Source organism: Ruegeria sp. N4 (assembly GCF_056531425.1).
The window spans coordinates 1-12,385 of the sequence record NZ_JBQFLT010000015.1; the positions used below are offsets into that span (position 1 = coordinate 1).

The window sequence follows — 12,385 nt, forward strand, 5'->3', positions numbered from 1 at the left end:
GACGCGCACCGCGCGGCGCTTGCCCCTTGACCGGCCCGACACAGGATGCGGGCGGATCGGGATGATGGGACCGGCCTGCCGGTCACAGCAGACCCACTATTGGACAATGCCAGGGCCGGGGTGAGCGCGCTTTAGCGCGTCGATCCCCTGCCCTGTCCAATAATCAATGCGAGCCGCGCGCCTCGCGCGGATCTCCCAGACCTCTTGCAAAAGCGGGCGTTACCCGAAGGGCCGAAACAAGCAAGTCCTGGCGACCATTTGGCCGCGGTTAAGCTGGCTCGCGACGAGACAGATTCACCGCATCAGGCCGAAGGGAGAAAGGGCGTGGTTGGTTCGGGGCGTAAGCCGGTCTGCCGGCTGAAGCTTAGCACGCGGTCACGCGCCCCAAGGCGCGGGATTTGCGCATAACGCCGTCATTTGTACAGCGCAGCCTACTGTACAGAGTTTTGGCGGCTTTCAATTGAAGGTGATGTTTTAGGAACCGCACCGGCCTGATCAAATGGGAGGAAGTGATCATAATTTAGCCGGAGGGAACGGCTGGTTGTGGCCGGTGCGGTCGTATTGTGAGTGGCGTCTTTGCAAGCACCGCATTTCTTATCTCAAAATGAGGCCGAAGAAAGACCTAACCGACTAGGGAACCAGGTGGATACATCTGTTTGCTGGAACTGGCCTCAAAATGAGATCAGCGACGGCCAATGACGCTGCAGGTGTGCGCCGCCAAGGCATCGGCTACGACAATCTGGGACGCTATTGCGTCCGGACCGAAGCCGGAGCAAAGGAAAGGGCGACTTGCGCCGCCCTACCCCTTTTTATTCGGTCACCTGTTCGTTGTCGTCATTGCGTTTTGGGAAGGCCACCATTTCGACGCCGGGGAACATATCGTGTTTGACCTGGATTGAGGTGATGTTGCCGTGATCGTCAGTGTTTACGAACGCGACACCGCAGCGGTTCCAGAAGTTTTTGCCATCTTTTTCACCGGCTTTGACGTTCAGCTTCAGAGTTTGAGTTGCCATTGTTTGATCCTCGTTTTTTGAGTGTTTCGATGAACATGGAAGAAGCGGGCATAATGGGGGTGTCAGCAGGTAATTTGCTCCGCGAGGAATGCGCGATCAGCGCAGGGGAAATTACCTGTTGAAGCGGAGCGCCCGGAACGGGGGCTGCGCGGCTCCCCCGACTGCCCGCTTATGTTCATCAGAGAAGAAACACGTGAACGAGGATCTTCACTGGCAACGGGATTGAGGCTGTCAGACCGAGTGAATGGCAAGAGCTTCTGGGCCCGCTGCGCCCGGAACGCTTGAACAAAGAGAAACGCGGCAACATCACCTCGATCCGACAGATGGGCATTGGGCGAATCCGCGATCTGGCCGCTTTCCCGAAACGGAATGACCTGCGGAACAAGGATTAAGGGCGCGGTGGCGGCGCAAGTCGCCGGTTCTTGCTGGCAGCGGCGCAAGAAGCATCCGCTGCTACGGGAAAGCCCTAATTTCGGCCTGCGTTTGAGTCGGTTATCAAAGTCTCAACCCTACCACTTACCGCTCACTGACGGTAATTCCCCCAGAGGCCAGCATCTACCCCCTCATGCTGGCCTCTTTCAATTCCCGAAACCATGATGAAGAAACGCGGCCTGGCCGCTGAAGCGGCCCCTTGCGCTGGAAGCGCACAGTCCTGATGGAGCGGGGTTCCAACCCCGCGCGGTCAGGACAACAAGGACATTGCACCATCAAGCCGCCGGTAAGAAAAAAGGCCCACCGAAGTGGGCCAGTATCTCTCGCCACAAGAGGAAAATGAAAGAATCTTGGTGAGGCTATCGCTTGCGCGCCCGATCGACAACGCCGTCATAGGTGATCGCGGTAATCCGGTCCTCAGTACGACGGGTCATTTCGATCCCATCACCTGTCATTGTTGTTTCCGCATGTTCGGTCCATTTGAAAATGCTGCCATCCGCTTCGACATGGGTTTCATCTTCAGCGGAACGTCGTTTGACAGACCCATCATGTCGAACCTCAATAATTGTGCCATCCGCCATTCGGACGGTTACAGAATGATCTTCGACCGCAACCCCTTGCCACCAGCTTTCTGCATCACGACGCACAACAATCCGACCGGGGTGCAGCTTGATTTGCACATCCTGAGTGTCCTCCGGGTCGGCGGCTTTGACCACAACAATGGCCTCCTGCTCGCTCGGATCGCCATGAACGGACGCGCTGCCGTACTTCGGGGGCCAGAACTTCGGCTCGCTGCGCTGCCGTTTGTTCTGGTCCTTGTGGAACGCAATATACATCTGCGCGGACTTCCAGACGCGGCGAATGGCGCTCTCTGGTGCTGTTGGGGTGGTGGCTTTGGTCATTCTTCCAGTCCCTCAATCGGATGGGTGATCCCAAGGATTCAAAACATTGACACCTAAGAACTGAAACGGCTTCACGTCTCTTGTTGCGACTGAAAAACCGTGTGTCTTTGCAATTGCCGCAATCTGCGCGTCCGCCAACTTCACGTCATAGGCTTTCGCTTCGGCTTGCATGGTTGCAAGGGCCTCCGCAGCCGCACGGTCAAATGGCAAAATCCGGTTGCCGCACAGACGGCCTAGCGTAAAGTCGAACCCCTTCCAAAGCGCAGCTTTCCGGTTGCCGTCAGGCAATAATTCGATCCCGTAACGTACCTCAAAGATGGTGATCGTCGTGGTATAAAACTGCGCGCTATGCAGCGCATTCAACCACCCAATCACCGCCTTGGAAGGGCTTTCCTTCATCGGGTCGGACAGCACGTTTGTGTCTAGAATAATCACCCGAAGTCCGCCGGTTCTGCTTTGTCGCCACTACGTTCAATATCTGGCAAGAATGCATTAAGGCCCTGCACGTATTCCACAATCACGTCGCCAACCTTCTCGGCTGGCCGTGACGCCTCATCGAGAAGTTGCCGCGCGGCTTCCTCAGTGCTGATGCCACGTTCTGCCGCGACAAACCGAACGCGACTGTGAACGTCATCAGATAGATTTCTGACTGTCAGATTTGCCATTTCATCCTCCATGTTTGATGATGACAGCATATCGCTGATATGATGGCAGTGCAAGCAAATAGCAAGTATGCTATCATTCTTTCATTGCGTTTCGGCAGTCACCTTGCGGGAATACGTCATGATTAAATCCCTGCTGGGAACAGGGCGCAATGCGCCCTGCCCTAATTGTTTTAGAAGCACTCAGGGACCCATGCGTCAATGCGGGCTTTCTGTTCGGCGGTGATGCGCAAAGCCTTTTGATGCTCTGGATCGTTGAACAGCTTGTGCAGCGCTTGGTTCTTCTCGCCCTTCTTGGACTTGCTGAACGCGCGGTAGGCATCGGTGTCCATGTGCAAATCCAGAAGGTCTTTGTACAGTTCATCCAACTGTACAGCCTTGAGCCGCTTGAAGCAGTTCGTCTCGGAAGGCGTCCAGATCGAGCGAATATCAGCATCAACATCAGCCGCGATTTCAGCCATGAAGTCGGCCTGCTGGGTTGTAAAGCGCCGCGCGAGAAACGCGGTGATTTCGCCGTTGCGGGTTTTCTTGCCCAGATCGCGGAAAGCCTTGAACGCTTCGACACTGCCTTTCCCGGCCATTTCCTGAAACTGGTTATAGGCTTCCTCTGCTGCCTCGTCCCTTTCTCCGCCAACAGGAGGGCGAAGCCCTGCCTGTGGCCTGGGGCGGGACTGTCACGGGGTCGGAGTGGCGAAAAAATGGGAGGGAACCGCGCGCTTGCGCGTGGGAGGAACCGGTTTTTTTTGACATGGAGACGACGCGCACCGCGCGGCGTTTGCCCCTTGACCGGCCCGACACAGGATGCGGGCGGATCGGGATGATGGGACCGGCCTGCCGGTCACAGCAGCCCCACTATTGGACAATGCCAGGGCCGGGGTGAGCGCGCTTTAGCGCGTCGATCCCCTGCCCTGTCAATTGATCAATGTGAACCGCGCGCCGCGCGCGGGTCTCAATTCACCGTTTGCGTGGTCTTGTCAGAAAACAAAAGCACGCGTGTTATCCTGCCTCGACGAAAACACTATATTTAGTATACTTACGTTAAGCACCCACAATATGTTTGCTTTGGAACCCCTTTTGTTCTATTCTTTTGCTAAGCTGCCAAGGGGAAAAACTTATGTCCGAAACTGCCATTTCAGAGACACAGACAGCACTGCCAGCAACGGCAAAGCAACTTGCTTATGCACGCAAGTTGGCAGAGCAACAAAACGTCGTTTTGCCCTGGGAAATCCAGCAAGATCGGCGCGCGATGAGCCAATGGATCGACACGCAGAGATCAGCACCTCGCGTTCGCGATACAAGGCCAAGCTCGAAGCAGGTGGCATTTGCGGAACGCATCGCCCGGATCAAGCGCAGCCCTGTTCCGGACGAGTGTTTTCGGGATCGCAATCTGATGTCCCGCTGGATCGATAGCAACAAGCCCTGAACACTATCACGCTTGTTTGGCATCTGTCGCGTTGTGTTGGAAGGTTGGAAGAACCATCGATGCGGTGCTCTCACACATGCCTCGCTGCACACCTTTCCTTTGAATATGGTCGCATCATCCAACCATGGGATCAAACGCCTATGCTCCAACCGGAACATAGCCTCGGCGACGTTTTTGTCTTTCAAGTATATGGAGCGCGTCAGCAGCCTGGGCTTCGTCTTCGTACGTCACCATCATAGCTTGTCCGTTTGTGCCAATACGTCCCCACGTGCGGAGAACCGAAACTTCCCCAAACAGCGTCGGCTGCAACTCTATTCCGTAGAACCGTGCCATGTTGACGTCAGGGTCTACATGGATCAGGTGGACAGGTGTGGTGTCTGTCAGCGCCATGCTCCCAGTATTGCTTGGCACAGCCCAGCTGTCCAATGACAATGCGATATCTATTCGCCGGGAGCGATTCATACCCGTGATGTGAGGTGGCACGGGTTTCACCCGGCCTTATCATTCTGGTCGCACTATAGGCTAGCTGAAGATCTTTGCATGCCCTCCATGCGCCGGATCTGGGTTGACGAGCCCGCCCTTTGTCGCGTCCGCTGTTGTTATGGACATAGATGAAAACAAAGTGGATGAGGCAGTCCTGGCGCTGCTCTGGTTGACGCTGCATGACGAGCGCCGCGCATGGAAAGGCTTTGACTGGGACGCGCTTGACCGCCTGCACCGCAAGGGGCTGATCCTGGACCCGGTTGGAAAGGCAAAATCGATTGTGCTAACCGATGAAGGCCTGCGTCGCTCCGAAGAACTTTTCGCAGAGCTTTTTGAGCGGGAGCCAAAGACATAGCATTCGCCACGACAAGACCATCCATGCAACGCAGATCTGCACAAGCCTGTGATCTGGCTGGCGGTTGCAATCTGCGCTAGATCGCCTCTGTCTGGCGAACAGGGAGAAGCTGAAGATGACAACGGGGAACGATCTTGGTGGGCTCATTCGGTTTATCACCCGTGACGAGATTTGGCACGAGCGGCTCGCGGACGTGTTGGACGAGCATTTTCTGCCAAGTCTCGAAGCCTTTGATCTCGATTTCGAGGATCTGGGCGACCTGCTGGGCGAGGATTGGCCAATGGTTCTGTGGGGCGGTGGCCTGGAAGACTTGCTGGGCAGGACATTCGGACCGGACGCCGAAAACGCTGTAGATGCCTATCTGAAAGGGAGCGGTTCCAAAGAGAGTGCGCAGACCCGCGCCTATATCGAGGGTTTGCGGGACGCGTCGGTCAGCCTTTATGAGGTGAGCGAGGTAGACCCCGGCAGATCCATGGTCTTGCGCAACATGCTTTCGGACGCAGAGCCGGTTACCGTCCGGGAACACAGCGCGACGCAGATGCTGCAGCGATGGGATCGCATCGCAGCTCGGGTTGTCGCACAGGGGGAATATAACGTGATCTCGGGGGCGCTGCTCCCCTTCGACCCCGACACCGTCGCGTTTTTTGAAGACGGGCTCCGCTCCGTGTTGAAATTGAACCCCGACGTTGAACTGAGGCTGACACAGGATCAGCTACACCGTTCCGCACCCCTCTTCACCAATGCCTGGCTCTTCGCACATCTGCCGAACCTGCTGGATCCGGAACCACCACAAATCAGCAACAGCGATGGCGACAACCTGCTCTTTCACGACATGCGCTTCCCCCTCGCCAGCAAAGTGAGGCAAAGCCAGGTATCTGAAAAGCTAACACAGTCCGCAGAACTCGTGATCTCAGGCCAGAAGGATTGGACCTGGCTTGACCTCGACACCCCGTCCGGCACCAAGCACGGCACCGGCCTCGTGTTGGACAAATCAATGTCAGGGGCCTCCGTGCTTGGGTCCCTAGATCTGAAAGGTCGGACACTCACACTTTCTGTGAACTCTACAGCGCGCGCTGAACGCGGCGAAGCCCTGGTCCGGGACCTCCTGGGCGACCTGGTGAAATCTCCGCTGACATCAATCCAGACCGCCGAACAGATGATGGCGGATGACAGCACGAGTAACGGAGTGGCAGAAGAAGAGGACATCCCCCGTGCCCTTGCCCGTCAGATGGCCCACGAATATCTCGAACAGCATTACCGCGATACGCTTGACCAGCCGATTCCTGCCCTGGATGGCAAGACCCCGCGCCAGGCCGTTCGCAGCACGGCGGGCAGGAAGAAAGTCATAGACTGGCTGAAGACAATCGAAAACCGCAGCGCGCGCCAGACCGGCTCTCCGGTGGCTGAGTATGATTTCGGCTGGATGTGGGACGAGCTTGGTCTGTCAGACTACTGAAATTGGACCAGCGATGGTTCTTGCAAAAAACCGTTCCAAAACTTCGCCTCCTGAACCCATCGACTAACCCATGTTTTCCCGGCTGCGTCTTGCAGAGATGTGGCAAGGGTTATGCTGTCGCTGCGCGTCCAGATGGTTTGCCTCGTGACAGCTGGGGCACAACAAAATTTCAGTCTCCGTGGACACACCGGTTTCATAATCGAAACAGTACTCTTGACCACATATTTCCAGCACCTCTCCACTCTTGGCCAGTTCCGAACTTGTCACCGCGCAGTGATCACAAATTCCGTCCAAGAGAGCTGATTGGAGTTCAGAAAGAACCACTGTTTTCTGAAAATTGCACACTCTGTCACTCATAACTGCTTCAGGCTTTCACAAAATGGTGAAGAGAGAAAGCTTGTGAAACAAGAATTCAAGGGAATGTGACATAGCCCAATAGGTTCGAGATTTAGTTAAGCCGATCATTGCCTGTATGCTGCGGGGCGCGTCGAACTTTCACGTCAGCCTCCATCCGACAACAGACCCGTTCACATCAAAATACAGTCTGGGCTAGTCCTCCCAGCGAAACGCGTCGTTGTCCGCCTTCACCCGACCAATAGACGGCAAAGCGAAGTGGTTTCCGAGCACAATACATCCTGTTTCGGACAGTTTCCGACGGGATGTCACGGCCATCTCAGCATCGGAATCAAACGTAAAATGCCACTCGAGATGCCCGCACTGGGCGGTTGTAGGGATTGCATCACCTGTTATCAGAGCGCACCGGTCGCCACTGGTGATTTCGACCGAGACATGACCGGGTGTATGGCCTGGCGTGGGGATCAGAGTGACGGAATACACCCTGTCGCAGTCCTAAGGTTCACAGGAGGCCCGAGACAAAGTAGGTTTCTTGTGCAGAGGTAACGGCAATAGGCGTGGATCAGAATGGCGCGGCAGCTCCCACTCGAAGGTGACAAGACCTTTCTGGTTTACGCCGGCACTGGCACCGACCTGATTTTCAATCATGGAGTTGAGCTTCCCGGTTTCGCGTCGTTTCCATTGCTGGAAGAACCTGGCACCAGGGTGATACTGGCCGGTCAAATGCAGGCACTTGTCGATCTGGCCCGTGAAATGAATGTCGGATGCATCCTTGATGCGCCCACATGGATGGCGAACGCCGACCGGGCAGCGCCCATGGGGTACGATGCAGAGCGGCTCGCCGAAGTAAACAAAGATGCGGTCAGTCTAATGGAAGACGTGCGCCAAGCTTCCGCTCGCGATGATGTACTGGTGTCGGCCTGCATCGGCCCGCGCTATGATCCTTACGCCGACATCCCGCCGGTACCCATCGAAGATGCACGTCGGTACCACGCTGCTCAAATGCAAAGCCTGAAAGACACAAGCCTCGATCTGGTCACCGCTTATACATTCAACCGCCCAAGCGAGGCAGCGGGTTGCATCCTCGCCGCCCGAGACGCTGATCTGCCGATCATCATGTCTCTGGTTGTTGAGACAGACGGGTGCCTGGCAGACGGAACCAAACTTGTGGACGGCATAGACCAAATCGACGCGGCAACCGACTCGGCGGCGATGTTTTTTATGGTCAACTGCGCTCACCCTACCCATTTCGCCAGAGCGATTGGCAACCACCCCCGGCTGAGAGGCCTTGTGGCGAACGCTTCGAGTTGCTCGCATGCGGAACTTGACGAAGCGGATGAGCTGGACGAAGGCGATCCAATTGAACTTGGTAAACAGATTGCCGCGATTGCGCAGCAGAATCCGTCGATTCAAGTATTTGGAGGATGCTGCGGTACCGACATGCGCCATCTGAAATCGACGATCAGCGAATTAGCATAGCCAACTTAGTTCAATCTGAGCGATAACGCTGAGATCTAAGGTGCTCCCGTAATTTCTTTCCACAACTTGTTAGGAGATCGGCCCAAACCTGCCGTTCATCGTGCAAAGCTGTACCTGCAGAGCGGCCGCCGAAGCTGCCGTTAACAATGGAGTTACATTGCGCTAGTCTTGAAACCATGCTCGATTTGGATGAAGCCAAGTCAGTGGAAGTGAACGGCACCGTTCTTGCGACCTTCGAAAAGGGTGAAGGCGAGCCACTGGTTTTTGTGCACGGCAGCGCCTCGGACGTGCGCACTTGGTCCCAACAGCTTGGCGTTTTCTCGGAAAATTATCGCACGATTGCCTACAGTCGACGCTATCATGTCCCGAACGCTCCGATACCAACCGATGCCAGGGACCCTATCCAGGTGCATGTGGAAGATCTGGCGGGTTTGGTCAAAGTGATGGATGCAGGGCCGGCACACGTCGTAGGGCACTCGTGGGGCGGCCTTGTTTCACTCTTAGCGGCCAAGCAGGTGCCGGAAATGTTCCGCAGCCTCGTCCTCATTGAACCGCCTGCTGTCTCAATGCACGTGAGTATTCCGCCAAAGCCTACCCAGTTGATCGGCCTTTTGTTCTCTGCGCCCCGGCTTGCGTTTGACATCATTAAGTTTGGCATAGGTACCGTAGGCCCATCTGAAAAGGCGTTTCGGATTGGCGATGATAAACTGGCCGTTGAAAAGTTTGGCCGAGGGGTTTTGGGCGACAGATATTTCGAGGCACTATCGGAGGAACGATACGCTCAAGTTTGGGACAACCGAGGCCCTGACAGAGCCCTCTCACTGTATCATGGCTTCCCCGATCTGATCGGAACATCGTTTTCGGATATCCATATTCCGGTCCTTCTTATCGGCGGGGCTGATAGTCCGCACTTGTTTAGGCTGCTAATCGATGGACTTAGCGAGCGGCTGCCTGATGCGCATGTCGAAATCATCGAAAACGGGTCACACATGATCCACGAGGACGCACCAGAAACCCTGAACGCGCGGATCAAAGAATTCCTTGCTGGCGGCTGAGGGCTGAGGCTGACTTCAAATTCACGCTTCGCTGTTCCCAGATGCGGACATAGCGGTCAAATGGTCTTCCAAACCAAGTAGCTGTTTTGATCTCACCTATGCTGCAGCGGTTGCTTCAATCTCAAACAACAATCCGGGGATGGCTATGCATGGATTGGGCCTGTTCAGCTCATTTATCAGGTCTTCCAGATGTTGTGCTTGTGGGGAGCGTTCTATTTCAGGAAGCACTAGCCTAGTCGGCAATTTCCCAGACCTCAGGAGCTCCTCCATGTAGCGTTCGAAGTCTTTCGTTTTTAGAACCGGGAGCGACGCCGTCCCACCATTGCAACCGAGATCTGCGGTGCAAGATCGATCGCTCTCAGTGGTACATTGCAATCACGGAGCCTTTTTGGTGTCTTGGTGTGATCGCGATACTTACTAACGCGCCCTCAGAACAGAGAGAACGATGATGAGAAAATTATTTCGGCAGGCCACGGCGCTAATCGTTTCTCTGGCAATTGCCAGCGCACCCTTTTCTGGAAGTTCAGCCGTTGCGGCAGATGCAGCGTCTTTCGAAAGAGTGCTAGACCAGATCGATAGCAGCATAGACGAGACACGTTTCAATGCAGCAGCTTTAGCCGAGGAGGTATGTACGGCGCCGACGTCTGAGATCGTGCAACAGATCGACAAACGCCTCGCGACGCAAATCTACGACGGAGTGATGCGAGGTGTCTCCGGAACGCTTTCAACGGGCGCCGGCAATTCGTGGGACCAGGCATTGGTATTAGAGAGCATACTGAGAACCTGCGGAGTTGAAACTCGCTTTGCGTTTACAACGCTTCCTCCGAAAGAAGCTGCTCGATTGATCGCCGCAAGCGCGCCTTCGATCCGTTCCGCGATCGTAACCGAAACCGCTGATTTGTCGGGTGCAGTGGAGGGCATGCGGGCCGCCGGTATGCTCAGTGAAGATTTAGACCGCTTTGTACAGTTTATGCAGAACCCGGCACCTGACGTACCAGCTAATGAGCAAGTGCTTGCTGTCGCGGAGGAATTAGAGCAAGTGCTCGGCGATAGAATGCCAACTGGCGTCGAATTGGACGCTATCTTCTTGGAAGAGGCGTCTCGGTACGCCTGGGTGCAGACCCGGGCACCAAACAGCGATAAGTGGGAAGACCATCATATCGCATTCGATCCTTCTACTGCCGTGACATTGCAGCGGTTTTCAGCCTCCCTCCCTCCGTCGGCATATCACAAAGTTGAAGTGGGCTTAAAAATCGAGGTTAGCGACGAAAACGACGTTAGGGACGTGTCTGTCCTCGACGGCACAACCATAACTCCTGGAAAGGACGGCGCCGGTTCGGCCTTGCTGACGATCTTGCCTGATACAGCGAGTAAAGATGGGTTCGGCGATCTGACAAAAGCCGAGAGCTTTCTTGTGCGCCTGGAGAGCGAAGACATACAGCAAATCGCGTTTGAGTGGGACGGAAGTGTATTGGATCCGATCTTTACCGATGGCGCCGGTGAGGCCAGTGCCGGCATTGCCGACGCCTTCAGCGGTCTGAGCTCAACGATCGGCGGTGCACCGATTGGCGAACCCGCAGATGCTGAACAAGTCACAGCCGTTGTTATCGAAGTCGCGCTCCAGGGGCCTTTCCAAGCGACGCCTGTCCTTGTGGAACGGCGTATCTGGGAGGCGACTGATCATCGCACGTCGGCACCTGTCGGCGTCTGGACGATCAACGCCGATGGTGCTGCCGCATCCGAGGGAGAATTGATGTCGGTGCTGATCGCGCAATTGCGCGTGGTCATGGAAAAAAAGCTCCCCCGCCCCAACAATTCCTTAGCGCGTGCGATGCTATCGCGATTGATGGACTTGGCCGCGCAATCCGTTGCAGAGGACGGATCCATTATTTGGCGCGGCGCGCCGATGACCACGATCAACGGATTTCAAGTCCAAGACGACGAAGCAAGGCTGGCGAGTTTTGATATTGTTGAGTCCGGGCTTAGAGCGATGCAGGTGAGCACGACGGGCTTTCGCGCTGCCCCAAATATTGCGCTAAGAGCTGGGGTAGCCGAGACCTGGTTGGAGGCCGGATTTGGCACGGACGCACCGCCAAGCGTCACTTTGAAGTCGTCCGCGAGCGCCTGGGCAACTCTCTCGGAGGCAGACCAGTTTCGTGTTGTGTCATCGCAGGCCGAGCTCTCGTCGCTCGGCCTGCAGGGCCAGGCTCTAGCAAACGCTGCGGCCGATATGGATCGAACGTCCTTGCTTGCGGTCGCGGGAGGACGCGACGTGTCGTGGTGGCGGATTGACCCTGCGACCGGGGCCGCAACTGGCGTAGACGATCGCGGTCGAGGCGGCGCCTTTGTGACATTACTGCTCTTGGTGGACTTTTCTCTCCTGCCTTACTTCATTGTCACGGGCATGCAGGACTGCGGCCAAAATGAAGGTTGCATGATGTCAGTGCTGATTTGGGGACTACTGGCCTTTGGGCTCAGTTTCGGTCTTGGGACTTCGATTGGAATTGCTTTGGAGGGAACGACTATTTGGGGCGCCGGTATTGTTGAAGGCATAGGAGCTTTTTTTGTTTTCTTGAACTTCTTGGGCCTGAGCCTGACAGGTTGGAATCCACTTCCTGACATCGAGATTCCCAATATTGACACGCCGTGACACGTAAGCGCACCATCCCTGGGTGTCGCTTCAATAGCCCTGTGGCTGCGTCCTTTCACCCGGTTGCAAACAATAAAAGACGGTCCAGTCTATCGCTTCGACGGTGGCATAAAGTCGGTAC

13 protein-coding genes are annotated in these 12,385 nt (G+C 55.7%); 6 read left to right on the plus strand and 7 right to left on the minus strand.

Annotated features, from left to right (window positions below; genetic code table 11):
- Window positions 1-809: 809 nt before the first annotated feature.
- From ACR0LW_RS18805 to ACR0LW_RS18825, 5 genes are all read right to left on the minus strand, one after another.
- Entirely contained in the window at window positions 810-1,013 is a 204-nt protein-coding gene (locus ACR0LW_RS18805; RefSeq protein WP_152459998.1) for a hypothetical protein, read from the minus strand.
- Between the two features lie 791 nt (window positions 1,014-1,804).
- Complete coding sequence (locus tag ACR0LW_RS18810; RefSeq protein ID WP_152459997.1) at window positions 1,805-2,347, minus strand: hypothetical protein; 543 nt, start codon at window positions 2,345-2,347, stop codon at window positions 1,805-1,807.
- 12 nt (window positions 2,348-2,359) lie between these two features.
- Window positions 2,360-2,782 carry a type II toxin-antitoxin system VapC family toxin gene (locus tag ACR0LW_RS18815; RefSeq protein WP_170514454.1) on the minus strand — a complete coding sequence of 141 codons (423 nt, stop codon included), beginning with the start codon at window positions 2,780-2,782 and terminating at the stop codon, window positions 2,360-2,362.
- The gene (locus tag ACR0LW_RS18820; protein ID WP_152459995.1) at window positions 2,779-3,012 is read right to left on the minus strand and encodes a FitA-like ribbon-helix-helix domain-containing protein; all 234 of its coding nucleotides are present in this window, start codon (window positions 3,010-3,012) and stop codon (window positions 2,779-2,781) included. The genes ACR0LW_RS18815 and ACR0LW_RS18820 overlap by 4 nt, the downstream gene beginning before the upstream one ends.
- A 170-nt stretch (window positions 3,013-3,182) precedes the next feature.
- On the minus strand, window positions 3,183-3,590 hold the full coding sequence (locus ACR0LW_RS18825) for a hypothetical protein (protein ID WP_480522630.1): 408 nt from the start codon (window positions 3,588-3,590) through the stop codon (window positions 3,183-3,185).
- 533 nt (window positions 3,591-4,123) lie between these two features.
- Here ACR0LW_RS18825 and ACR0LW_RS18830 point away from each other — a divergent pair.
- Window positions 4,124-4,432, plus strand: coding sequence for a hypothetical protein (locus ACR0LW_RS18830; RefSeq protein WP_480522628.1), 309 nt, complete (start codon window positions 4,124-4,126; stop codon window positions 4,430-4,432).
- 138 nt (window positions 4,433-4,570) lie between these two features.
- Here ACR0LW_RS18830 and ACR0LW_RS18835 read toward each other — a convergent pair whose 3' ends face one another.
- Window positions 4,571-4,822 carry a WGR domain-containing protein gene (locus ACR0LW_RS18835; protein ID WP_480522626.1) on the minus strand — a complete coding sequence of 84 codons (252 nt, stop codon included), beginning with the start codon at window positions 4,820-4,822 and terminating at the stop codon, window positions 4,571-4,573.
- 211 nt (window positions 4,823-5,033) lie between these two features.
- On the opposite strand from ACR0LW_RS18835, the gene ACR0LW_RS18840 reads away from it, so the two are divergent.
- Together ACR0LW_RS18840 and ACR0LW_RS18845 are read left to right on the plus strand one after the other, a co-directional pair.
- A complete protein-coding gene (locus ACR0LW_RS18840) occupies window positions 5,034-5,270 on the plus strand; it encodes a DUF6429 family protein (RefSeq protein WP_480522624.1) in 237 nt (78 codons plus the stop codon).
- A 115-nt stretch (window positions 5,271-5,385) separates the two neighbouring features.
- A complete protein-coding gene (locus ACR0LW_RS18845; protein ID WP_480522622.1) occupies window positions 5,386-6,726 on the plus strand; it encodes a DUF7986 domain-containing protein in 1,341 nt (446 codons plus the stop codon).
- Between the two features lie 549 nt (window positions 6,727-7,275).
- Here the strand turns inward: ACR0LW_RS18845 and ACR0LW_RS18850 are convergent.
- Window positions 7,276-7,563, minus strand: coding sequence for an MBL fold metallo-hydrolase (locus ACR0LW_RS18850; RefSeq protein WP_170514471.1), 288 nt, complete (start codon window positions 7,561-7,563; stop codon window positions 7,276-7,278).
- Between the two features lie 84 nt (window positions 7,564-7,647).
- Here ACR0LW_RS18850 and ACR0LW_RS18855 point away from each other — a divergent pair, with 84 nt between their 5' ends.
- The 3 genes from ACR0LW_RS18855 to ACR0LW_RS18865 all read left to right on the plus strand — a co-directional run bounded on the left by ACR0LW_RS18855 (window position 7,648) and on the right by ACR0LW_RS18865 (window position 12,264).
- Entirely contained in the window at window positions 7,648-8,559 is a 912-nt protein-coding gene (locus ACR0LW_RS18855) for a homocysteine S-methyltransferase family protein (protein WP_480522620.1), read from the plus strand.
- Between the two features lie 176 nt (window positions 8,560-8,735).
- Window positions 8,736-9,614: an alpha/beta fold hydrolase gene (locus tag ACR0LW_RS18860; protein WP_480588243.1), complete on the plus strand. Its 879-nt coding sequence runs from the start codon at window positions 8,736-8,738 to the stop codon at window positions 9,612-9,614.
- Between the two features lie 448 nt (window positions 9,615-10,062).
- On the plus strand, window positions 10,063-12,264 hold the full coding sequence (locus ACR0LW_RS18865) for a transglutaminase-like domain-containing protein (RefSeq protein WP_480522616.1): 2,202 nt from the start codon (window positions 10,063-10,065) through the stop codon (window positions 12,262-12,264).
- Window positions 12,265-12,385 lie beyond the last annotated feature (121 nt).

Coding starts and splice junctions, on each gene's coding strand:
- ACR0LW_RS18820 (WP_152459995.1), bottom strand. CDS start 3,012: ATGGCAAATCTGACAGTCAGAAATCTATCTGATGACGTTCACAGTCGC.
- ACR0LW_RS18840 (WP_480522624.1), top strand. CDS start 5,034: ATGGACATAGATGAAAACAAAGTGGATGAGGCAGTCCTGGCGCTGCTC.
- ACR0LW_RS18865 (WP_480522616.1), top strand. CDS start 10,063: ATGAGAAAATTATTTCGGCAGGCCACGGCGCTAATCGTTTCTCTGGCA.
- ACR0LW_RS18805 (WP_152459998.1), bottom strand. CDS start 1,013: ATGGCAACTCAAACTCTGAAGCTGAACGTCAAAGCCGGTGAAAAAGAT.
- ACR0LW_RS18810 (WP_152459997.1), bottom strand. CDS start 2,347: ATGACCAAAGCCACCACCCCAACAGCACCAGAGAGCGCCATTCGCCGC.
- ACR0LW_RS18860 (WP_480588243.1), top strand. CDS start 8,736: ATGCTCGATTTGGATGAAGCCAAGTCAGTGGAAGTGAACGGCACCGTT.
- ACR0LW_RS18855 (WP_480522620.1), top strand. CDS start 7,648: ATGGCGCGGCAGCTCCCACTCGAAGGTGACAAGACCTTTCTGGTTTAC.
- ACR0LW_RS18830 (WP_480522628.1), top strand. CDS start 4,124: ATGTCCGAAACTGCCATTTCAGAGACACAGACAGCACTGCCAGCAACG.
- ACR0LW_RS18825 (WP_480522630.1), bottom strand. CDS start 3,590: ATGGCCGGGAAAGGCAGTGTCGAAGCGTTCAAGGCTTTCCGCGATCTG.
- ACR0LW_RS18835 (WP_480522626.1), bottom strand. CDS start 4,822: ATGGCGCTGACAGACACCACACCTGTCCACCTGATCCATGTAGACCCT.
- ACR0LW_RS18845 (WP_480522622.1), top strand. CDS start 5,386: ATGACAACGGGGAACGATCTTGGTGGGCTCATTCGGTTTATCACCCGT.